This window comes from Parasedimentitalea maritima, assembly GCF_005771405.1.
Classification (GTDB): Bacteria; Pseudomonadota; Alphaproteobacteria; order Rhodobacterales; family Rhodobacteraceae; genus Parasedimentitalea; species Parasedimentitalea maritima.
This window is the reverse complement of sequence record NZ_VAUA01000013.1, coordinates 14,132-34,918: the sequence shown is the minus strand read 5'-3', so window position 1 is coordinate 34,918 and position 20,787 is coordinate 14,132. Positions and strand designations below refer to the sequence as shown.

Sequence of the window (20,787 nt, the reverse complement as noted above, 5' to 3'; positions counted from 1 at the left end):
GTTGGTTGGCTGATGGCGTGAAAGAGTTGCCAAAACGCCTAAAAAGGGGAAAGTGTTCCCCAATATTTAAAAATGGGGACAACAATGAAAATTTCAACGATTACAGTAGCGCTTTTTATTGGGGCTGTATCCACTGCGCCAGCACTTGCTCAATCTCTGGAGCACTGGGGGTCATCTGACTACTGGGATGTCATGATCGATCCATCACTTGGTGACGGCTGTCTGATACAATCTGAATTCAACGATGGTTCTGTTGTTCGCATCGGTTTTGATCGTGTGCAAGGGGGCGGCTACGTCACGGCATTCAACATGGCCTGGGGGGATATCCAAGAGAACGAATGGTACCCGGTCCAATTTGCCCTGGATGGTCAGGACTATGATGCAGAGGCACGGGGGATGTATCTGAACGATGTACCAGGTGCAGATATTCCTTTTGATAATCCAGACTTCTTGTTCGACATAGCGGCGAAATACACAATGACGCTCTATACCGAAGGCGGCGAGGTCATGTCGATCGACCTGACCGGCAGTTCCAAAGCGCTGGAAGCGGCGATCGAATGTCAAGAAGAGATGGGCTGACGTCTGTCTTGATCACTAAGACCGCGGACCTATTGGGCCGAAAAAAATGGCTGCAGATTACTCTGCAGCCATTCTTCATTTTAGCAAAAGATCCCCGACTTATTCCATCACTGGGATAGAGAACTCGCCGCCTTCTTTGATGCCCGAGGGCCAGCGCGCTGTTACGGTTTTGGTGCGTGTGTAGAACTTGAACGCATCCGGACCGTGCTGGTTCAGGTCACCAAAGGCAGATTTCTTCCAGCCACCAAAGGTGTGATAAGCCAGCGGAACTGGGATTGGCACGTTGATACCAACCATGCCGATGTTGATCCGGTTGGCAAAGTCACGGGCAGTATCGCCATCGCGGGTATAGATCGCGGTGCCGTTGCCATACTCGTGACTGATCGCCAGCTGGATCGCTTCCTCATAGGTTTCTGTGCGCACAGTTGTCAGAACCGGGCCAAAGATCTCTTTCTTGTAGATATCCATGTCGGGTGTGACGTTGTCGAACAAGTGAGGGCCAACAAAGAAGCCATCCTCGTAACCTTGCAAAGAGAAGTCGCGACCATCCACAACCAGATCAGCACCTTGATCAACACCGGTCTGAACCAGGCTGAGGATATTGTCTTTGGCTGCGCTGGTGACCACTGGGCCGTAGTCGACGTCGTTGCCAGAGGTGTAAGGGCCAACCTTTAGGCTTTCGATACGTGGAACCAGCTTTTCGATCAGCTTGTCAGCGGTTTCCTGACCAACTGGAACCGCAACCGAGATCGCCATGCAGCGTTCGCCAGCGGCACCGTAACCAGCACCGATCAGCGCGTCAGCGGCCTGATCAAGGTCAGCGTCAGGCATGATGATCATGTGGTTTTTGGCACCACCGAAACACTGAACGCGCTTACCCTGGGCACAGCCTGTGCCGTAGATGTATTCGGCAATTGGGGTCGAGCCAACAAAGCCAACCGACTGAACTACGTCGTTGTACAGGATCGCATCAACAGCTTCTTTGTCACCGTTGACGACCTGAATGATTCCTTTGGGCAGGCCTGCTTCTTCCAGCAGTTCAGCCAGCATCAGCGGAACGGAAGGCGCGCGCTCGGATGGTTTCAGGATGAAAGCGTTGCCGCAAACAATGGCTGGGGCGAACATCCACATTGGGATCATCGCAGGGAAGTTGAACGGGGTGATACCCGCAGAGACACCCAGGGCCTGACGCATGGAGTACATGTCGATGCCGGGGCCAGCGCTATCGGTGAAGTCACCCTTCAGCATCTGTGGTGCACCAATGCAGTACTCAACCACTTCCAGACCACGTTGCACGTCGCCTTTGGCGTCGGGGATGGTTTTACCGTGCTCGCGGCTCAGGGCCTCGGCCAGCTTGTCCATGTCGCGGTTCAGTAGCGACACGTATTTCATCATGACACGGGCACGACGCTGTGGGTTTACGGCTTCCCAGGCAGGCTGTGCGGCCTTGGCGATAGCGACAGCTGCTTCCAGCTCTTCGTTGGACGCGAGGGGCACTTTGGCCTGCACTTCGCCTGTTGCTGGGTTGAATACATCCGCAAAACGTCCGGACGTGCCTTTGACGTGTTCGCCGTTGATATAGTGGGTCAGCTCTTGCATTGGATCCTCCGCAATTTATTTGATGGAAGCATAGGCTTGCAAAAAACATCGGAAAAGAGGAAATATTCCAAATAGGTTTTGCAAGAACGCAAGAGCATCAGCAGAAGTTGAACGGGGACAGTCAGTATGAAGAGTATGGATCCGCAGTGGGATGATATGAAAGTCTTTTTGGCGGTGGCGCGTGAGGCCAGCCTCTCTGGTGCGGGGCGGATACTGAAGATGGATCCCGCTACGGTTGGGCGGAGGATTGCCAGATTCGAGGGTGCACTTGAAGCGCCCCTGTTTGTAAAATCACCTCAAGGCTATGCGTTGAGTGCGTCTGGCGACCGCCTGTTAAGCCATGCGGAAGATGCTGAGCAGGCAATGCGTGCGGCAAAAGAAGCGCTGAGTGGTCCCAGTGAAACATTGGCTGGGCAAATCCGTATCGGGGCGCCAGACGGCAGCGCCAATTACCTGCTGCCACAAGTCTGTGCCCGGATCAGTGTTGAAAATCCAGATCTAGATATACAGATCGTCGCGCTCCCACGGGTGATTAACTTGTCACGTCGTGAGGCGGATATGGCGATCACGGTTAGCGCCCCAACTGCGACGCACCTGAAGGTGCAAAAAATTTGTGACTACAAACTTCACCTTGCCGCGTCTCGTCACTTCCTAAGAGAATTCCCGCCTATCGAGAGCGTCGAAGACCTGAGGCAGCACAAGTTGGTTGGCTATATTCCTGACATGATTTTCGATCGTGAACTGGATTACTTGAACGAAATTGGGTTGGAGCGGGTGGCACTGGCGTCAAATTCTGTTTCGGTTCAACTGAGACTGGTCACACAAGGCACCGCACTTTGCGTGGCCCATGATTTTACACTGCCATTTCACCGACCACTTCGGAAAGTGTTGCCAGATGAGATCAGCCTGACCCGTAGCTTTTATCTGGTACAGCACCATGGTGATCAACGCAGTGAGCGTTTGAACCGATTTGCCGAAGCACTGAGCACAGGAATTCGTGATGAAGTCGCAAGGCTGGAAGCCTTGACTTGACATGTTGTCTTATTGCGGTAACCCTTGGAATTACGCAATAAAATTTCAGAGGAAGCACAAATGCTAGTTCAATTGATTCTGAAATCGAAACCCAGTGAAGGGGTGGTTACAATTGCCCCGGATGCCAGTATTTCTGAGGCCGCAAAGTTATTGTCTGAGCGCAAGATTGGTACAGTTGTGGTTTCGTCAGACGGAGAGCACGCCGAGGGTATTTTATCCGAGCGCGATATCGTGCGTGAGTTGGCGCAGTCGGGTGGGGGTTGTCTAGACAAGGCGGTGAGCAGCTATATGACCCGTAAGCTGATTACCTGTACCAGTCATGACAACGTTGCCCAAATTCTGCGCCAAATGACAGAGGGCCGGTTTCGTCACATGCCTGTGGTCGAGGACGACAAGCTGATCGGTTTGGTTAGTCTTGGCGACGTGGTTAAGGCGCAGCTGTCACAGGTTGCCATGGAAAAAGACGCGCTGCAGGGCATGATTATGGGGCATTAAGTCCCAGTTGTGACTTCAGTATTTTCCCCCTCTTGCGCTGCACTGCGCAAATGTGTTTGCGTGTGCAGCAAATCTGACCCAGCAGGAGGCCGCCATGCGCGTTGCTCTGTATCCAGGCACTTTTGATCCGATTACCATCGGGCACATTGACATCATCCGGCGTGCAAGTGCGCTAGTCGACAAATTGGTGATTGGTGTTGCGATCAACCGAGATAAAGGGCCGCTGTTTTCGCTGGAAGAGCGTGTTGCGATGATTGAGGCAGAATGTGCTGCGTTGAGTGCGCAAACCGGGACTGAAATCGTGGCTCATCCGTTCGAGAACCTGCTGATCGATTGTGCGCGCGACGTTGGCGCGCAGATTATTGTACGTGGTCTGCGCGCGGTTGCAGATTTTGAATATGAATATCAAATGGTTGGCATGAACCGTGCACTTGATAGTTCAATCGAGACAGTGTTTTTGATGGCTGAGGCCAAACATCAGGCCATTGCCAGCAAGCTGGTCAAAGAAATTTGCCGACTTGGCGGTGATGTGTCCAAATTCGTCACGCCGCTGGTCGATGAGGCATTGCAAGGAAAACAGGGCAGGTGATGTGCTGAATTGCAGGGGCGTGCCAAGATACGCCCCTATTTTGCGGGTGAAACTTCAACACAGATATAAGCCTATACTGCCGCCGCCCACAGTTCGGGATAGGTCCGGCATGACTGGCCCAAAACGACCTTCCAATTGGGAAACTGGGGCTCCAGACAGTAAAATGGACTGAGTGTCGTTTTACATGTCGATGCTGAACCAAAAGCACCTTTTAAAGGTCAGGTTTCGACAAAGGCCACAAATTGCGAATCGTAAGACATTGCTTGGTTGAACTTCGGTGTAGGCCGCGTTTCAGGACGCCGCTGAATAGTCAAATTACACGTAAAGTCGGCGCGACGAAGGCTAGCGCCAAAAGGCCATCCAGTTGATCAGTTCAAGCATCCGCTTGCCCAAAAACACCATATGGCTGGTGCCAAACAAGAACAGATCAATGGTGATCGCGCTGACAATCATCAGGCCAAGCACCAGGGAAATTTTGTTGGTCATATGGCCTCACCATAAAGTACGCCCGGCCAGATATGCCTGACCGGGCGTAAAACCTCAAGGATGAGCTGTACTTAGCAGGGGCGCATTAAGCGCTAAGGCGGCCCATGGCGACGGCCACATCCGCCATTCGGACAGAGAAACCCCATTCGTTGTCGTACCAAGCCAGAACGCGAACCAGACGATTGCCAACGACGCGTGTCTGTTCCGGCGCAAAGATAGAGCTTTCAGGTGACTGATTAAAGTCAGTGGAAACCAGAGGCGTTGGTTCATAGCCGACGACACGTGACATCGCGCCTTCAGAGGCTTCGCGCATGACGGCGTTAACCTGATCAACAGTCACATCACGCGATGCGATAAAGGTCAGATCAACGGCAGAAACGTTTGGTGTTGGCACCCGCATCGCGGATCCGTCCAGACGTCCTTTCAGCTTGGGCAGAACTTCACCCAGCGCCTTGGCAGCACCCGTTGACGTCGGGATGATCGACATTGCAGCGGCACGGGCGCGGTACAGGTCGTCGTGGCGACGGTCCAGGGTAGGCTGGTCTCCAGTATAGGCGTGAATGGTGGTCATCTGGCCGTGCTCAATGCCGATGCCATCGTCCAGTGCCTTGGCCAGCGGGGCCAGGCAGTTGGTGGTGCATGATCCGTTGGAGATCATCGTGTCAGAGGCTTTCAACTCGCCGTCGTTGACGCCAAACACAATTGTGCGGTCAATGTTCTTGCCGGGTGCGGACAGCAGCACTTTCTTAGCACCACGCTCCAGGTGGGCTTTGGCTTTGGTGCCGTCGTTGAATTTGCCTGTGCATTCCAGAACCACATCACAGCCGGACCAGTCCAGGTCTTCCATATTGTAGGTCGAAAACATCTGCATGTCGCCGCGGCCTAGGTTCATGGTGCCATCACCCAGAGTGACTTCGCCGGGGAAGCGACCGTGGACCGAATCGTATTTCAGCAGGTGAGCAGCGGTTTCCAGTGGTCCGGTTGCATTCACCTTGATCACTTCGATGTCGTCGCGGCCCGAGGCTGCGATGTGTGACAGCGTGCAGCGGCCGATCCGGCCGAAACCGTTGATGCCAACTTTGATGGTCATGAGCGTGTCTCCTAACGGCAATTCTTACCTTGGCGTATAGACCGGTGGGGGCCGGGTCTAAAGGGTTAAAAAGGCCATGATGCCGGGCTGTTAGCGCAATAACTTGATGGTATCGATAACGGAAATGGACCGGTGTCGATAACGGAAATTTCCGGTGGCGCTAACGGTCGTCTGGTTGCGTGCCCGTGCAGTTTCGCTAGGGTAGCGCGCAACGCGATTTTGACGGGTGAGGATATTTCCATGAGCGGTTTGCTGGCTTTGCTGGATGATGTGGCAGGTATTGCCAAGGTGGCCGCGGCTTCGATTGATGATGTGGCGGCACAGGCGCTCAAGGCCGGGTCAAAGGCGGCTGGAGCATTGATCGACGATGCCGCCGTGACCCCCAAATACCTGCATGGGTTTGCCGCCAGCCGCGAGTTGCCAGTGATTTGGAAGATCACAAAAGGGTCGCTGAAAAACAAACTGCTGTTTCTTCTGCCGATCGGGCTGCTGCTGGCCAACTTTGCGCCCTGGATGATTCCACCTCTGCTGATGCTGGGTGGGGCCTATCTGTGTTTTGAGGGCGCCGAGAAGATTTATCACCTACTGGTGCCCCATGATGAAACACATGTCTTCAAAGAGGATGAACCGGGCGACCCAGCGCATCTCGAAGAGAAGAAGGCCGCAGGGGCTATCAAGACCGATTTCATTCTGTCAGCTGAGATCATGACCATCGCACTGGCCGCGATCCCCGACAGCAATATCTGGATGGAGGCCGCAACGCTGGCCATGGTGGCCGTTGGTATTACCGTGGCCGTCTATGGCTCGGTTGCGCTGATCGTCAAGGCCGATGACGTAGGTCTGTACATGACCCAAAACGGCAAGTTTGGCGTAACCCGCAGCCTGGGCCGTGGATTGGTTCGGATGATGCCGCGGTTCATGAAGCTATTGATGATTGTTGGTACCGCCGCAATGCTCTGGGTTGGCGGGTCCATCGTCATCCACGGGGCGGAACAAATGGGCTATGGCTGGCTAGGCCACCATATTCATGACTACGCCGCTGCGGTGGGGCATATGGTGCCCGAGGCCTGGTTGGGCATCACGGAATGGTTTGCCAAGGCGGCAATGGACGGCGTGTTTGGACTGGCACTGGGATTTGTTTTGATCCCGGTGGCGACCAAGGTGATTGCGCCTATGCTAGGCCTATTCGGAAAAGACACCTCGAACCATTAGGAGTAGAGTGTTTGCGGTGACAGATATTTTAAAGCACTTTGAGCATCCGTTTCCCTACGGAGAATTTTCCCACAATCTCTTTGACGACACGGAGTTCGCGCTTCGGTTCGAACTGGGAGGCGAAGATGTCTCTACCGACCGTCCCTTAAAACGATTCATCCAAGCCTATGACCGTGCCGCAGCGGTGGCGACTGAGGTGTTTTCTGACACTGCATGCCTTTGGATGCTGTCGTCGGTCTATGGCGACGCGGAGCCGCGGAAAAAGCGGCTGAAGCCATTTAAGCTCTGTGGTCTCAAGAAGAATAATTTTCAGTACCTGGGAGCTGTCTCACAGAAAGGTAATCCTGACTTTGACGAAGATGATGATGAAGTTTTCCGGCACTGGGATGCGGCGGAGCTGGAGGACCTTGGGCAGCTGCGCGAAGTGATGTGGCTGGCGCTGGGATGCGAGTTGGGCATTCGACCAGCAAGTTTCGCTGACATCTATTTCGTTGACTTCAAAAAGGGTATCGTTCTCTACGCTTACGATGATCGCGGTATGGATGTGAGCGCTGTGCGCAAAGAAGATCTGATGTCCCTCTACAGAAACAGAAATTCTTGGCTGTTAGAGTATGGTTTTGACGAGATGAAAGCCGTATTTGAGGGCTAGTCTGCGGGTCTGGCTGGGCATCATTGAGTGGTCTGCCAAGGCATCAATGGATGGCGTGTTTGGACTGGCGTAGGGGTTTGTTTTGATTCCGGTGTCGATCAAGGTGATCGCGCCGATTTGGGGGGCTGTCAGAGGTAGCAAATAAGCTGACCCATCTTCAGCAATATTATTTGAAGAATTGAACTAGGAGTTTTCATGGCGAAATCTGCAACTCCAATACTCAAAATAATTTCCGGACCTTCTCCAACTTCGCAGGGGGTGGCGTCGGCGACTTCTGGCGGTATTTCACCTTTGTTTTCTGCGCTTAGTAAGGCTGCCGACCTAGCCCCAATGGATGGCAAGCAGCTATTTAGTTTTCTACATTTTCGCATGGCTACAGCAAAAAGAGCCGAAAACCGCAGCAAGTGGTTCGGTGGGAGGCTATTAAACAAGCTTAGCGGTGAAAGCCCGGACTATATCCCTCTGTCTGGAGCACAAGTACGGCAAGCTTTTGGGGCGGCCGGTATTCAACCGCCAGAGTTTGCCGTGGCTGCCGGGCAATATGAGATGCGGTTGGACTACGTGCGCAAGGCATATGATGCGTTGAAGGCGGAGCACGATGCGTGATGAACATAACTGAAAGCGCCACAACCAGAAGCTATGTGCCTTACACTTCTGAAATGTCCGCGAATCGTTACTTAAACAAGTTTGGGGATGAAACTTGGGTCGCATGGGCTGAGGCAATGGTTGTTGCGGGTTTTTCTAGCCCTTCTTTGTTCGTTCTGCTTGGCGAAATTAAGCCATTCAATGCATTCGAAATGAGTGCTCTGTTCGATGATATCGTTGAAGAGTTAGGTATACCTGTAGTTTCTTCAGACACAGAGGCTGTGGAGACCCTAGCCGCCGCAATTGCAGAACAATATGTTCGTGGGCGAACTGGGCTAAATGTTACTCAGTCTTTGTTGGTACAATTTCCTTGGGGACTAGCGAACATTCATCGGGACGAGGATTTGCACCTTGATTTATTGGACTACATTGGCGAGTGGGAATTAAGTCCTGAAGAAAAGAACGCTGAGGCGGATCGGTTAATACGGGAGTATCACCAAATGCACCCGATGACCAAGTGGCGGCCGTTTGAATGGGAAAGACCTTGCGGTTGATCTCTCCCAACCTTCGGTTGCCCGAACTTGGAGCGAGTTTCATTTTGTATGTAACCGGTTGCTTTCAATGGAAAAGGGCGCTCAGAGGCGCCCAAATTTTTTTCAGCTATGTGAGCTGTTTCAGCCCAACAGGTCTTTGACCTTAGCAACTGTCGCATCCGCTGTGATGCCGAACTTTTCGTACAGTTCACCAGCTGGGGCCGAGGCACCAAAGCTGTCCATACCAACAAACGCGGCTTTCTTGTCCTGGCCACGCTCGCCCATCAGCCACTTGTCCCAGCCGCCGGCGCGAACCGCTGCTTCGATGCCAACACGAACCGGACCAGCAGGCAGAACCTTGCGGCGGTAAGCCTCATCCTGCGCGGCGAACAGTTCCATACAGGGCATAGACACAACGCGGGTGCCGATACCTTCAGCTTCCAGCTTGGCTTTGGCCTCCAGTGCGATGGCGACTTCGGACCCGGTGGCGATCAGGATCACCTGACGCTTGGCCTCGGCATCTGCCAGAACATAGGCGCCTTTGGCGGTCAGATTGCTCAGCTTATGCTCGGTCCGCACGGTCGGCAGTCCCTGACGGGTCAGTGACAGAACCGATGGGGTTTCCTTGGCGGACAGGGCGATTTCCCAAGATTCGGCAGTTTCAACCGCATCAGCAGGACGGAACACATAGGTGTTTGGTGTCGCGCGGCAGATCGCCAGATGTTCCACCGGCTGGTGAGTGGGGCCATCTTCTCCAACACCAATCGAGTCGTGGGTCATTACAAACACCGACGGGATTTTCGACAGGGCTGCCAGACGCATAGAGGGGCGTGCATAGTCGGTAAAGCAGAAGAAGGTGCCCGAATAGGGGCGAATGCCGCCGTGCAGCGCCATACCGTTCATCGCAGCGGCCATACCGTGCTCGCGGATCCCCCAATAGACAAAACGACCCTTGCGGTTGTCGGTGTCAAACACACCCATGTCGCCGGTTTTGGTCAGGTTGGAGCCGGTCAAGTCAGCAGACCCACCAACGGTTTCTGGCATGATCGGGTTGATCACCGCCAGCGCCATCTCAGAGGCTTTACGGGTGGCAACCTTGGGCTGGTCTTCGCTGACCTGCTTTTTCAGGGCTTTGACAGCGGCCGACAATTTGTTTGGCGTGTCCAGTGCATAGGCGCGGTTGAACCGGTCCTGCTTTTGCTTGGACACCTCGGCAAAGCGACCTTCCCATTCGGCGCGATCTGCAGCACCACGGCTGCCGATGGCTTCCCACTGGGATTTGATGTCAGCAGGGACTTCAAACGGGCCTGTGGTCCAGCCGTAAGCCTCTTTGGCGGCTTTCATCTGGTCGGCATCCGTCAAGGCGCCGTGGCCTTTGGAGGTGTCCTGAGCGGCGTGACCCAGAGCAATGTGGGTTTTGCAGGCAATCATCGACGGTTTCTTGGACTTCTTGGCGGCGGTGATGGCCTCATCAATGGCGACGGGGTCGTGGCCGTCGATTTCAATGACCTGCCAACCGGAGGCCTTGAACCGCTGAACCTGATTGGTGCGGTCCGACAGCTCAACAGTGCCGTCGATCGTAATGTTGTTGTTGTCCCAGAACAGGATCAGCTTGCCTAGGCTATGACGCCCAGCAAGGCCCATGGCCTCTTGGCTGATACCTTCCATCAGGCAACCGTCACCAGCCATAACATAGGTATAGTGGTCAACGATCTTGCGGCCATACTGGGCGCGCTGCATTTCTTCGGCCATGGCAAACCCCACGGCATTCGCCAGACCCTGACCCAATGGGCCAGTGGTGGTTTCCACAGCGTCCAGCAGGAAATTCTCAGGGTGACCAGCGGTCAGAGCGCCCATCTGGCGGAAGTTCTTGATCTGATCCAGGGTGACCTGCGCATCGCCGCAAAGATGCAGCAGCGAATAGATCAACATAGAGCCATGACCCGCCGACAGGATGAACCGGTCACGATCAGGCCATTTGGGCGCTGATGCATCAAACTTTAGATGCTTTTCAAACAATACGGTGGCGACATCGGCCATGCCCATGGGCATACCGGAGTGGCCTGAATTGGCGGCGGCGACGGCATCAAGGGTGAGGGCACGGATGGCCGCAGCCTTGGCCCAATGTTCGGGATTGGCGGTGCGCAGTTCTGTCAGGTCCACTGGGTCGTTCCTTTGGGTTTTCAGGCAGATTTAGGGCTGAATAGCAGCGATGGGGCAAAGATCAAGCGTTGCTGAGCATAACAGTGCCGAACAGGGTCAAGTTGGGCCTGCAAGTGGTTGAAAGCAAACAGGGGGTAATTTACTCCTGCTTTGGGTAAGCTGGCGACGAATGAGATCTTGTAAGCGATTCGCAGAAGACAGACGTGGCGGCGAATTTTGAAATTGATGTGGACGGGTGAGGAACAGGCATGAGTCAAATCGAAGAATTGCAAAGTCGTATCACGGCTGCGATGGATCGGATCGGAACCGGATTGGGCGCTTTGGATGCGGCTCAGGATGGGGCCGGGCTCGACGATTTGAACCAGTTGCTGGATGATGAGAGAACTGCAAATGCGCAGCTCGAGGAGCGCCTGAAAACACTGAAGGCGCAACTGGCTGAGGTGCCAGCGCCCGTAGATAATTCGCAAGAATTGGAAGCGCTTCAGGCTGAGGTGGAATTGCTGCGCAACGAAGTTGGCAATCAAGACGAGAAAGACGCCCTGAAGGCCGAAGTGTCGCGCTTAACTGGTGAGATGGAAGCGGCCAGCAATACGGCTGCTTTGAAAGCTACCGAAGCTGCAGCTGCCCAGGATGCGGAAGTCGCAGAGCTAAAGTCAGAGATTGGGACACTGCAAGCCAAGTTGGATGAGGGAACAGGTGTTTCAGAAGATGCCGCCGATGAAGCCCTAAAAACTGCCGCGTTGACAGAGGAAGTCAGCGTTTTGAAAGCTGAGCTGGAACAGGCAAAGGCAACGGCCGCAGAGGCCGAGCACCTTACTCCCAAGCCAGACGATGTTGCTGAAACTGTTGACTCCAGCGCAGAGTTGGCACGACAGAACGAAACGCTGGTGCGGTTGGACACGGAATTGCAACAGCTGCGTCATGCTAACGAAAGCCTGCGCAGCGCCAATACGGCTCTGCGTGAAGCCAACGCTGCTGGGGTCGGGGATGCCGGTTTGATCAATACTGCGATGGAAGCTGAAATTGAGGGGCTGCGCGCAGCACAGGCCAGCGATCAGGCGCAGGTCAATGCGGTTCTGGCCAAACTGGAACCACTGTTGGCCAACGCGCAAAGTTTACCCGTTGAGAATATGCCTGAAGGGGAGGAAGTCTGATGCCAGAATTGACCATACACATCGGCGGTCGCGGTTTTGAGGTTTCCTGTCAGGATGGCGAGCAAAGCTATCTACAGTCCGCAGCCAAGATGCTGGACGACGAGGCGCAGGTGTTGTCAGATCAGATTGGCCGCATGCCCGAGGCACGGATGCTGCTGATGGCGGGTTTGTTGTTGGCGGATAAGACCGCAGCCGTTGAAGACCGGATCAAAATTGTCGAGGCGGAGCTGGCCGAACGAGACTCGGAATTGGCTGATTTGCGTGCCGCGCCAGCGCCAGAGCCCGAACGCATCGAAGTCCCGGTGATCCCGCCGCAGGTGACGGATACGCTGGCTGAGCTGGCTGCGAGAGCAGAATCGATGGCTGCCGAAGTTGAAGAAAAATTGGCGAAATAGACCTTTTTGTCTCTTAGAATGAGAAAGGCCTCCGGCAGTGAACCGGAGGCCTTTTTAGTTGTGCTAAGCTCGGGTTTAGCCGTTGGCTTCGCGGATCTTGTTAGAGGCATCCTTGTCGAAGGTGATACCATTGGTTTCAAACATACCATCCAGTTCGCCGGACAGGGTCATTTCAACAATGATGTCGCATCCGCCGACAAATTCGCCTTTGACGTAGAGCTGTGGAATAGTGGGCCAGTCAGAGTAATCCTTGATGCCCGAGCGGATGTCTTCATCGGCCAGAACATTGATGTCGGTATATTCAATGCCGATGTAGTTCAGCACACCGGCCACCTTGGAGGAGAAGCCGCACTGCGGCATGTCCTTGGTGCCTTTCATGAACAGCACAACGTCATTGGCTTTGACGGTTTCGTCGATACGGGTCTTTGTGTCGGTCATGTCGCGTTTCCTTAGTCTACTGCGCCGCGGCGCATTATTTTGTGTTACGGCTGCTCAAACGCCTGCCGACGTCTTCTAACAGCTGGTTTCGTCTTATGGCCTGTTCAACCAGATCCAGATCAGTCGCTTCTTGTCCCAGCTCAACCTTCTTGCGGTTTGCGTTGCGCATTGTGGGTTGCGACTGCGATAGAGCCCGTCTTTTGTTGCGCTTCACATAGGCTTCAATGCCAATTGCCGCAACAATAAGTGCAACAACGCTTGCTATGACCCACGCAACAGTGATTACTCAGGCGCCTTTGTTGTCAGGCCCAGTGCGTGGATTTCGCCGTTGGAGCCGTCCATTTTGCCCTTGAGCGCGGCCATCACTGCGCGCTGCTGCTGCACGCGGTTTTTACCCCGAAAGCTCTCGTCGATTACCTCAGCAGAGAAATGAACGCCATCGTCGCCCATCACGGTGATCTCGGCATTGGGGAAGCTTTCGCGGATCAGCGCTTCGATATCTGAGGCTAGCATGGCCATTGGGGATGTCTCCTGACTTGTTGTCTAAGATGTAGATGTGCGGGGGCGGAGCTGCAAGGGGCAGGTGACACAGAGATGACGTACCCCTCTGCGATTTATCGGCATGTCAGAGCTGTGGGAAAACCGCCCAGTCGTAGTTGACGGGCGGCTCCAAAGTGATTTGGATTGGGGGCTGTGTCAGGCCACCGTAGCAGCGAAACTGCTGCGGAAGATCTCGGATAGCTCTGCCAGTGGGGATTCGCTGCCACCAATCTTAACTGTATCGCCGCCGAATTTGCCAACAGTGGTCAGCGTGACGCCTGCCTGACCTGCGGCCAGCATCAGGGCCTCGGCCTGATCAAAATTGCAGGCAACCAGATAGCGCGCCTGATCTTCACCAAACAAGGTTGGCGTGTCACCAGCGTCGATTTGAACGCCAACGCCACCAGCCTCGGCCAGTTCAAAGGCAGCCAGCGCCAGGCCACCGTCGGACAGATCGGTGCAGACTTTGATATAGTCGCGGTTGTTGCGGACAAAATCACCATGGCGCTTTTCAGCGTCCAGGTCCACCGCAGGGGCGTCGCCATCTTCGCGGTTGAAGACTTCTGCCAGTAGAGCGGACTGGCCAAGATGACCAAGGGTATCGCCGATCAGCAGCGCTACGTGACCGTCACGAGCTTCACCGATAATCGGTTCCTCTCCGGCGGCGACGAGACCCACAGCCCCAATGGTTGGGGTTGGCAGGATGCCCTGTCCGTCAGTTTCGTTGTACAATGACACGTTGCCGGACACGATGGGCATGTCCAGTGCAGCGACAGCCTGACCAATGCCGTCCAGAGCGCCAACAAACTGGCCCATGATTTCTGGCTTTTCCGGATTGCCAAAATTCAAGTTGTCGGTTGTGGCCAAAGGCTTGGCTCCGACTGCGGTCAGGTTGCGGTAAGCCTCGGCCACCGCCTGCTTGCCGCCTTCGGTTGGGTTCGCTTTGACATAGCGGGGGGTCACGTCCGAAGTGAAGGCCAGCATCTTTTCAGTGCCGTGTACCCGGATCAGGCCTGAGCCAACACCGGGACGACGAGCGGTATCCCCCATGACGGTGGTGTCATACTGTTCGTAGACCCACTGCTTACCGGCATAGTTGGGAGACGAAATCAGTCCTTTGAGGCCATCAATGGGATCTATGGTTGGCACATCGGCGTCTGTCAACGGCTCCGCAGCGGGTGTCGGAACCCATGGGCGGTCATATTCAGGGGCAGAACCTGCCAGCGTGGCCAGCGGTAGGTCGGCTTTGACCTCGCCGTTGTGCAGGATCAGGAACCGGTCTTCAGCAATGGTTTCGCCAACAATGGCAAAATCCAGATCCCATTTCACAAACACAGCGCGGGCTTCGGCTTCCAGCTCGGGGTTGAGCACCATCAGCATGCGTTCCTGAGATTCTGACAGCATCATCTCATAGGCTGTCATGTTCTCTTCGCGCTGTGGCACGTCTTCGAGGTTCAGTTTGACACCAAGGCCACCTTTGTCGCCCATTTCTACGGCCGAACAGGTCAAGCCCGCCGCGCCCATGTCCTGGATCGAGATAACGGCGCCGGTGCCCATCAGCTCCAGCGTGGCTTCCATCAGACGCTTTTCAGTGAAAGGATCACCAACCTGAACGGTGGGGCGTTTTTCTTCGATGGTATCGTCGAACTCAGCTGAGGCCATTGTTGCGCCACCAACGCCGTCCCGGCCGGTTTTCGCACCTAGGTAAACAACAGGCATACCAATGCCCGATGCAGCTGAGTAGAAAATTTTGTCAGTGTCAGCCAGGCCAGCCGCAAAGGCATTGACCAGGCAGTTGCCGTTATAGGCTGGGTGAAAGCGGACTTCGCCGCCAACGCAGGGCACGCCAAAGCAGTTGCCGTAACCACCAACGCCCTCGACCACGCCATTCACCAGCTGAGTGGTCTTGTGGTGCGCGGGTTCACCAAAGGACAGCGAGTTCATAGCCGCAATGGGGCGAGCGCCCATAGTGAAGACATCGCGCAAAATGCCGCCTACACCCGTGGCTGCCCCCTGATAGGGCTCAATGTACGACGGGTGGTTGTGGCTTTCCATCTTGAACACCACACACTGGCCATCACCGATATCAACGATACCTGCATTTTCACCGGGGCCACAGATGACCTGTGGTCCCTCGGTCGGCAAAGTACGTAGCCATTTCTTGGAGGATTTGTAGGAACAGTGTTCGTTCCACATCGCCGAGAAAATGCCCAACTCGGTATAGGTTGGGACGCGGCCCATGATTTCCAGGATGCGATCGTATTCCGCGGGGCTCAATCCGTGGCTTTCAATCAGTTCTGATGTGATGGCTGGTTCTTGCATCGATCATATTTCCCGGATGGCTGGATTTGGGCGCCTTTTAGGACAACTAGGCCGCCGGGGGAAGGGTAAAGCGCTAAAACTGGGTGTAGCAATTGGCGCGGCCCGGATCGGACTGGTGTTGGTTGCCCTGATCTGCCCGGTCAGAACCGTTGTCCGACATAGATATAGATCTGATCATCGCCCAGATTGTTGTGGCTGACGTCCACCGAGAAATCGACCGGAAATTTCTTGGAAACCCGGTAGCGGGCACCGACACCAATGGCACTGTGGCTGCCACCATCTCGAAGTTGGTCAAATTTTGCCCCGGTCCAGCCAACGCCGCCAAAGACCACACCACCCCAGCGCGAACCAAAGCGATGGCGATATTCGGCTTGTACGGAGGTAGAGCGTAGATCGAGAAACTGGGTCGAATTGAAACCACGCATGTTATCAGTGGCACCGATTGAACATTGATCAAAGAACGGGGTTTCATCCGTTGTGGAGCAGATAACGCCGCGCAGAGCTACTGTGCTGCTCTCGTTCAGTGGTTTGTACCAATCATAAATGGCATGGGCCTTGTCGTAACTGGCACGGGCGCTGTTTAGGAAAAAGCCACGCGTGACTTCGGCGGTTAATCGAGAGCCTTCGGTTGGGTAGTCGCTGTCATTGCGGCGATCCCAATCTGCGCTGAAGCCGGCAGTTAGGACTTCGAGAGTTAGATCCGGATCATAACTAGGCGGCAGGGATGGCAAGCCGGGGAAATCGGCAGAGATGGAGGTGTCCAGGTAGCGCATAACGCCGCCAAACCTAAGATTATCTGTCACGCCATAGGCCAAACTGAAACGGGCCAAATTGCCATCTTGATGTACAGGGAACGGCCCTAGTGAGGTGTACAGGTCATAGCGAACATCCGCCTTGCCTGCAAAGGCGCTGACCAGCCAATGGTTGTTGTTAAATGCAAGGCTGGCCATCACGCCAGCTGCCTGACTGCCATTGTCAGACCGCATGGCACCCGCACCAATGACAGAGGTATTGGAATTCTCATCGGTCTTGAAAAGATATCCGGCGCCAAGGGCCAGGCCAGAACCAATGGTGGGGTTGGAAAAGGGGATAGGGGCCACAACAACTGAGCCGTTCTTGAAGCCAAAGTCGGTGTCTTTCCCCAGTTTTTCTACAGGTTGCATTTGTCGGTCAACGTCATCCGGGCCAACCGCCCATGCCAGTTGCGGAATACAGCCACATATTAACGCAACGGTGGCCGTCATCTGACGGCCACCGCGTGTAAGTTTATTCCAGGACAGCGTTCGACCTGCAATTGACCAAAATGAAGCCGCAAATTGAGTGGTCATCTTCGTCCTTCCTAAGCAGAATTACGTCTTCGCTTTGGCTGCAAGTTCTTCCTCGGCTTTTTGTTGTACCTGCTGTTGAACTGCAGCGCCCGCGGCTGCGGAAATGGCGGTTTTATCGGCCTCTGTCAGTTCCTTAGTTTCGTCTCCACCGGGAAGGGCAACACGGACCTCGCGGCGGGCGAATTCAATACCAGCGGCATCAAATTCCTTGCGCACCCGGTTATAGATTTCCTTGCGGATGGTGAACTGCGTTCCCGGTTTCGCCATGAACTTGCCGCGCATGACGATGCCAACATCATCAAACTGGAACACACCCTGACTTTTGAAGGGCTCAAGGAAGTCATCCTTGAACAGCGGTTCCTGCAACATCTCGGCGCCGATCTTTTTGAAGATCTTTTTGACCTTATTGGGATCGGTATCAAATGGCACAGTGAACATCAATTTCATGATGACCCAGTCGCGGCTGAAGTTGGTCAGCTTGGGAATTTCGCCATAGGGGATGGTATGCACCAAACCGCGGTGGTGACGCAGCTGCATGGAGCGGATCGAAATTTTCTCGACCGTGCCCATAGTACCGCCGACCTCAACGTATTCGCCAACACGAAATGCATCATCAATTAGGAAGAACACGCCAGAGACCACATCGGCCACCAGCTTTTGCGCACCAAAACCAATCGCAAGACCAAGGATACCAGCACCAGCCAGCAATGGTGTAATATCGATGCCAAGGCTACCTACAGCCAACAGGCCAAAAATCACTATGATCCCAGTCTGGGCACTGACCAGTGCCAATGGCAAGACGGTGGTCAGGCGTGAGCCTCCAGCGCCGCCACCTTCACCACCAGCCGCGTCTTCCTCAACAACGCCAAGCGAGGTTTGCTCTTTTGCCAGTTGTCGGTTTACGTAAAGCGAGACAAGTTCGTAGATCACATAGCCAGTGGCGACGGTCATTGTGAACTCAACAAAATTAGCGGCAAAGCGCTCACCAACACCGGCGGCTGCCAAGTTGCGAAGGTCCAAGTTCCAAGCGGCTGCCACGCGCAACACAACAAACAGGCCCGCGATGACACGGCCAATTTTGATGTAACTGCGCTTGGTTGCTTTGTAGGCAGCCTCGGCCACAGCGCCTTCGCCGATCATCGGCGGCTGCAAGTGACGTACCAACCCGCGAATGGCGGTGTCGATGGCTGGTGCCAGCAGCAACCAGAACATAGTGGTGTAATGCGGTGCGGTCAGCAGCAGTTTGATATGTCCAGATCCAGACAAAACCTGGACGACAATCCAAGTTACCAGTGCGACGGCAACTGCAAAGTAGGGGTAGGCCTTGGCGACCCACTCATCAAACCTGCTACGGTCCGGATCGGTGCCGCGCATCATCTCTGACAGACCTTCGCGGGCGGTCCAGAAAATGAGTGCAACATAGATGTGCACAGCAGTGTTGAGCCAAAACGCAATTCGGGTTTCATTGATGGCAACACCGTTTGCGGTATCAAACCCAACTATAAACAGTGTGAAACCGCCCAGCAGTACCAACCCGATTATGTTGCGGTGCAAAAAGCCTGCCCAGCGGTTGTTGATATTCACCAGCCGGAGATCAGCCCGGTGTGGGGCAAGTATAAAACGTGAAATGGCAGCGCCAAGACGTGGGAACCAGATCAGATAGGTCACAAACGGTCCGGCAAAGCTAAGTTGTGCAGGGGTGAGCAACGTCAGGCCAACAAACCGCAGCGCAAAGTAAAAGGCCACCAGTCCAAGTATGTCACGACCAAACCGTCGCGCCAGAAAGCTGAGTGCACTCCATAGTGTGGCGTCTTCGGACGGTGTTTCATCCCCTTGCCAGCGTCGGCTTAGTAGGTTTGTTACGAATTCCGCGGCTAGACCTGCGCCAATGGCGATCGCCATAAAAGCAAACAGCTTTAACAGGCCGGCATTTCCAAACGAGGCTTGGAAATTGGAAAGCGCCTCACCCTGTTTGCTGAACAACACCGGCAGTTTGGAAACTGCGTCCAGAGTAGGGGTGTAGAAGGCCACCCAGGTCTCTTGAGCGATTGTGATTAGACTTTTGCCTGACTGTTGCGCCGTTTGTGTGGTGGCCACTGCGTCCAGACGATCAAGCAACAGGTTGCGGACCTGATCATCTGACATCCTGGCAACCATCTCGTGAATGGCTTCTGGGGTCAGCGGGTCCGGCAGGGTAATTTCTGCTGGGGCAGCTGTGGATGTGTTGGGCAAAGGGACCTGTGCCTGCACGGCAGAGGAAACGACGCCTGCAAATAGCAATATGCTGAGCGTTGATAAGAGACGGAATAACACAATTGGATCCTTTAAAACGGCTTTGCCAATAAGTTTAAGCTTCTGGTCTTGAAAATGCACGGGTTATTAGAAATGCACCTTGAAAAACACTTTGGCGAAACAGTTGGGGTTATTGGACTAGAAGGCCAAAAAAAAGGCCGAGCACTAAGCTCGGCCGAAGTCCAACAGGGAGGTGAAGGAGAGGCAATTGCCATCGCCTTCGAGAGTGATTTAGGGGCCCTGTGATGTTCGATCAAGACACGAAATGCCGCAGGCGCAGCATTGCTGCTATGCGTTTTGTGCATGGCTTACAGTTTGCCAAGTTCTTTCAAATGTTTGCGGTGGGCAATGATCTCATTTTGCACAAAATCTCTAAAGGCGGAAATGCGCCGAGAATGCCGTAATTCTTCCGGATAGGCTAAGTACACTGGGACTTCACCCGCATCGTTGCTGTGTAAAATATTTATCAGGTCGGGAGAGTCCTCGGTGACATAGTCAGGTAAGACACCGATCCCCAAATCGTGAGAGACGCCCTGCAATACAGCAAAATAGTTGTTCACAGTTAGCAAGGATAATGGGTTATGAGTCATCAGTTTCTGAACCAGTACGGCAGCGGAACCAACCTGCGGCGAGCGCGGATCTTGGCAAATCAGCCGGTGTTTTGACATCTCTGACAGCTCTTGCGGTGTGCCGTTACGCTCTAAGTAGGCGCGAGAGGCATAGAGCCGCATTTTGACAGTCATCAACCTTTTACGGATCAAATCCGCCTGACTTGGTTCTTTCATACGAATCGCAACATCAGCCTCGCGCATTGGCAGATCGAGCACGCGTTCTTCCAACATGAGGTCGATTTTCAGGTCTGGAAACTGGTCGTACAGTTTGGTCAGTCGCGGAGCCAACCAAAGTGTTCCAAATCCAGTCGTCGTGGTGACACGTAGTTCACCAAACACTTCTTCATCGCTGTCACGAATTCGGGCCGATGCTGTTTCCAGCCGTTTTGACATGGCCACTGTGGCATCAAACAGCAACTCACCCTGTTCGGTGAGAATCAGACCGCGCGCATGTCGGTGAAACAGCGTGGCGCTTAGGCTTTCTTCAAGCGCTCGAATCTGTCGACTAACCGCCGATTGCGACAAATTCAATTTGTCGCCTGCGTGGGTCAGGCTGCCGGCATCGGCAACCGCGTGAAAAATTCTTAGCTTGTCCCAGTCCATGTGCATCTCTTTTGATCTACTGCGACTAACCTATATGAATTGTATCACTTGTTTCAATTTCAACCGTGTCCTGAAGACAGTTTTTACAAAAT

20 protein-coding genes are annotated in these 20,787 nt (G+C 54.2%); 10 read left to right on the top strand and 10 right to left on the bottom strand.

Annotated elements, in window-relative coordinates; translation table 11 throughout:
• Nucleotides 1–84: 84 nt before the first annotated feature.
• On the top strand, nt 85–579 hold the full coding sequence (locus FEE96_RS20985) for a hypothetical protein (protein ID WP_138165095.1): 495 nt from the start codon (nt 85–87) through the stop codon (nt 577–579).
• Between the two features lie 99 nt (nt 580–678).
• Here FEE96_RS20985 and FEE96_RS20980 read toward each other — a convergent pair whose 3' ends face one another.
• A complete protein-coding gene (locus FEE96_RS20980; RefSeq protein ID WP_138165094.1) occupies nt 679–2,178 on the bottom strand; it encodes a CoA-acylating methylmalonate-semialdehyde dehydrogenase in 1,500 nt (499 codons plus the stop codon).
• Nucleotides 2,179–2,313: 135 nt separating this feature from the next.
• Between FEE96_RS20980 and FEE96_RS20975 the strand changes: the two genes are divergently transcribed.
• From FEE96_RS20975 to coaD, 3 genes are all read left to right on the top strand, one after another.
• Nucleotides 2,314–3,210, top strand: a complete 897-nt coding sequence (locus FEE96_RS20975) for a LysR family transcriptional regulator (RefSeq protein WP_138165208.1) — start codon at nt 2,314–2,316, stop codon at nt 3,208–3,210.
• A 60-nt stretch (nt 3,211–3,270) separates the two neighbouring features.
• Nucleotides 3,271–3,705, top strand: coding sequence for a CBS domain-containing protein (locus tag FEE96_RS20970; protein ID WP_138165093.1), 435 nt, complete (start codon nt 3,271–3,273; stop codon nt 3,703–3,705).
• 94 nt (nt 3,706–3,799) lie between these two features.
• On the top strand, nt 3,800–4,294 hold the full coding sequence (gene coaD / locus FEE96_RS20965) for a pantetheine-phosphate adenylyltransferase (RefSeq protein ID WP_138165092.1): 495 nt from the start codon (nt 3,800–3,802) through the stop codon (nt 4,292–4,294).
• Nucleotides 4,295–4,636: 342 nt separating this feature from the next.
• Here the strand turns inward: coaD and FEE96_RS23595 are convergent, their stop codons facing one another.
• Nucleotides 4,637–4,780 (bottom strand): hypothetical protein, encoded by a 144-nt coding sequence (locus FEE96_RS23595; protein ID WP_167741249.1) that lies wholly within the window; start codon nt 4,778–4,780, stop codon nt 4,637–4,639.
• Nucleotides 4,781–4,865: 85 nt separating this feature from the next.
• Nucleotides 4,866–5,870, bottom strand: a complete 1,005-nt coding sequence (gene gap, locus FEE96_RS20960; RefSeq protein WP_138165091.1) for a type I glyceraldehyde-3-phosphate dehydrogenase — start codon at nt 5,868–5,870, stop codon at nt 4,866–4,868.
• Between the two features lie 240 nt (nt 5,871–6,110).
• Between gap and FEE96_RS20955 the strand changes: the two genes are divergently transcribed.
• The 4 genes from FEE96_RS20955 (at nt 6,111) to FEE96_RS20940 (ending at nt 8,870) form a co-directional block, all read left to right on the top strand.
• Nucleotides 6,111–7,082: a DUF808 domain-containing protein gene (locus FEE96_RS20955; protein WP_138165090.1), complete on the top strand. Its 972-nt coding sequence runs from the start codon at nt 6,111–6,113 to the stop codon at nt 7,080–7,082.
• Between the two features lie 16 nt (nt 7,083–7,098).
• Nucleotides 7,099–7,731: a DUF3885 domain-containing protein gene (locus tag FEE96_RS20950; protein WP_138165089.1), complete on the top strand. Its 633-nt coding sequence runs from the start codon at nt 7,099–7,101 to the stop codon at nt 7,729–7,731.
• Nucleotides 7,732–7,926: 195 nt separating this feature from the next.
• Nucleotides 7,927–8,337, top strand: coding sequence for a hypothetical protein (locus FEE96_RS20945; RefSeq protein ID WP_138165088.1), 411 nt, complete (start codon nt 7,927–7,929; stop codon nt 8,335–8,337).
• The gene (locus FEE96_RS20940; protein ID WP_138165087.1) at nt 8,337–8,870 is read left to right on the top strand and encodes a hypothetical protein; all 534 of its coding nucleotides are present in this window, start codon (nt 8,337–8,339) and stop codon (nt 8,868–8,870) included. Before FEE96_RS20945 ends, FEE96_RS20940 begins: the two co-directional genes overlap by 1 nt.
• A gap of 120 nt (nt 8,871–8,990) precedes the next feature.
• Here FEE96_RS20940 and tkt read toward each other — a convergent pair whose 3' ends face one another.
• Nucleotides 8,991–11,012, bottom strand: a complete 2,022-nt coding sequence (gene tkt, locus FEE96_RS20935; protein ID WP_138165086.1) for a transketolase — start codon at nt 11,010–11,012, stop codon at nt 8,991–8,993.
• A 248-nt stretch (nt 11,013–11,260) separates the two neighbouring features.
• Here tkt and FEE96_RS20930 point away from each other — a divergent pair, with 248 nt between their 5' ends.
• Both FEE96_RS20930 and FEE96_RS20925 read left to right on the top strand, forming a co-directional pair.
• Nucleotides 11,261–12,166, top strand: coding sequence for a colicin transporter (locus tag FEE96_RS20930; RefSeq protein ID WP_138165085.1), 906 nt, complete (start codon nt 11,261–11,263; stop codon nt 12,164–12,166).
• Entirely contained in the window at nt 12,166–12,561 is a 396-nt protein-coding gene (locus FEE96_RS20925) for a cell division protein ZapA (protein ID WP_138165084.1), read from the top strand. Before FEE96_RS20930 ends, FEE96_RS20925 begins: the two co-directional genes overlap by 1 nt.
• Nucleotides 12,562–12,636: 75 nt before the next feature.
• Here the strand turns inward: FEE96_RS20925 and grxD are convergent, their stop codons facing one another.
• The 6 genes from grxD to FEE96_RS20895 form a co-directional block, all read right to left on the bottom strand.
• On the bottom strand, nt 12,637–12,999 hold the full coding sequence (gene grxD / locus FEE96_RS20920) for a Grx4 family monothiol glutaredoxin (protein ID WP_138165083.1): 363 nt from the start codon (nt 12,997–12,999) through the stop codon (nt 12,637–12,639).
• Between the two features lie 282 nt (nt 13,000–13,281).
• Nucleotides 13,282–13,518 (bottom strand): BolA/IbaG family iron-sulfur metabolism protein, encoded by a 237-nt coding sequence (locus FEE96_RS20915; protein WP_138165082.1) that lies wholly within the window; start codon nt 13,516–13,518, stop codon nt 13,282–13,284.
• Between the two features lie 177 nt (nt 13,519–13,695).
• Nucleotides 13,696–15,861, bottom strand: coding sequence for a phosphoribosylformylglycinamidine synthase subunit PurL (gene purL / locus FEE96_RS20910; RefSeq protein WP_138165081.1), 2,166 nt, complete (start codon nt 15,859–15,861; stop codon nt 13,696–13,698).
• A 140-nt stretch (nt 15,862–16,001) separates the two neighbouring features.
• Nucleotides 16,002–17,189 carry a BamA/TamA family outer membrane protein gene (locus FEE96_RS20905; protein WP_246079533.1) on the bottom strand — a complete coding sequence of 396 codons (1,188 nt, stop codon included), beginning with the start codon at nt 17,187–17,189 and terminating at the stop codon, nt 16,002–16,004.
• A gap of 21 nt (nt 17,190–17,210) precedes the next feature.
• Nucleotides 17,211–19,502 (bottom strand): mechanosensitive ion channel family protein, encoded by a 2,292-nt coding sequence (locus FEE96_RS20900; RefSeq protein ID WP_342770990.1) that lies wholly within the window; start codon nt 19,500–19,502, stop codon nt 17,211–17,213.
• A 287-nt stretch (nt 19,503–19,789) separates the two neighbouring features.
• Entirely contained in the window at nt 19,790–20,695 is a 906-nt protein-coding gene (locus tag FEE96_RS20895) for a LysR family transcriptional regulator (RefSeq protein ID WP_138165080.1), read from the bottom strand.
• Nucleotides 20,696–20,787 lie beyond the last annotated feature (92 nt).

Bases quoted from the DNA above. Each gene is read 5' to 3' on its own strand.
- FEE96_RS20985 (WP_138165095.1), top strand. From the start codon at position 85: ATGAAAATTTCAACGATTACAGTAGCGCTTTTTATTGGGGCTGTATCC.
- FEE96_RS20980 (WP_138165094.1), bottom strand. From the start codon at position 2,178: ATGCAAGAGCTGACCCACTATATCAACGGCGAACACGTCAAAGGCACG.
- FEE96_RS20975 (WP_138165208.1), top strand. From the start codon at position 2,314: ATGGATCCGCAGTGGGATGATATGAAAGTCTTTTTGGCGGTGGCGCGT.
- FEE96_RS20970 (WP_138165093.1), top strand. From the start codon at position 3,271: ATGCTAGTTCAATTGATTCTGAAATCGAAACCCAGTGAAGGGGTGGTT.
- coaD (WP_138165092.1), top strand. From the start codon at position 3,800: ATGCGCGTTGCTCTGTATCCAGGCACTTTTGATCCGATTACCATCGGG.
- FEE96_RS23595 (WP_167741249.1), bottom strand. From the start codon at position 4,780: ATGACCAACAAAATTTCCCTGGTGCTTGGCCTGATGATTGTCAGCGCG.
- gap (WP_138165091.1), bottom strand. From the start codon at position 5,870: ATGACCATCAAAGTTGGCATCAACGGTTTCGGCCGGATCGGCCGCTGC.
- FEE96_RS20955 (WP_138165090.1), top strand. From the start codon at position 6,111: ATGAGCGGTTTGCTGGCTTTGCTGGATGATGTGGCAGGTATTGCCAAG.
- FEE96_RS20945 (WP_138165088.1), top strand. From the start codon at position 7,927: ATGGCGAAATCTGCAACTCCAATACTCAAAATAATTTCCGGACCTTCT.
- FEE96_RS20940 (WP_138165087.1), top strand. From the start codon at position 8,337: ATGAACATAACTGAAAGCGCCACAACCAGAAGCTATGTGCCTTACACT.
- FEE96_RS20930 (WP_138165085.1), top strand. From the start codon at position 11,261: ATGAGTCAAATCGAAGAATTGCAAAGTCGTATCACGGCTGCGATGGAT.
- FEE96_RS20925 (WP_138165084.1), top strand. From the start codon at position 12,166: ATGCCAGAATTGACCATACACATCGGCGGTCGCGGTTTTGAGGTTTCC.
- grxD (WP_138165083.1), bottom strand. From the start codon at position 12,999: ATGACCGACACAAAGACCCGTATCGACGAAACCGTCAAAGCCAATGAC.
- FEE96_RS20915 (WP_138165082.1), bottom strand. From the start codon at position 13,518: ATGGCCATGCTAGCCTCAGATATCGAAGCGCTGATCCGCGAAAGCTTC.
- purL (WP_138165081.1), bottom strand. From the start codon at position 15,861: ATGCAAGAACCAGCCATCACATCAGAACTGATTGAAAGCCACGGATTG.
- FEE96_RS20905 (WP_246079533.1), bottom strand. From the start codon at position 17,189: ATGACCACTCAATTTGCGGCTTCATTTTGGTCAATTGCAGGTCGAACG.
- FEE96_RS20895 (WP_138165080.1), bottom strand. From the start codon at position 20,695: ATGGACTGGGACAAGCTAAGAATTTTTCACGCGGTTGCCGATGCCGGC.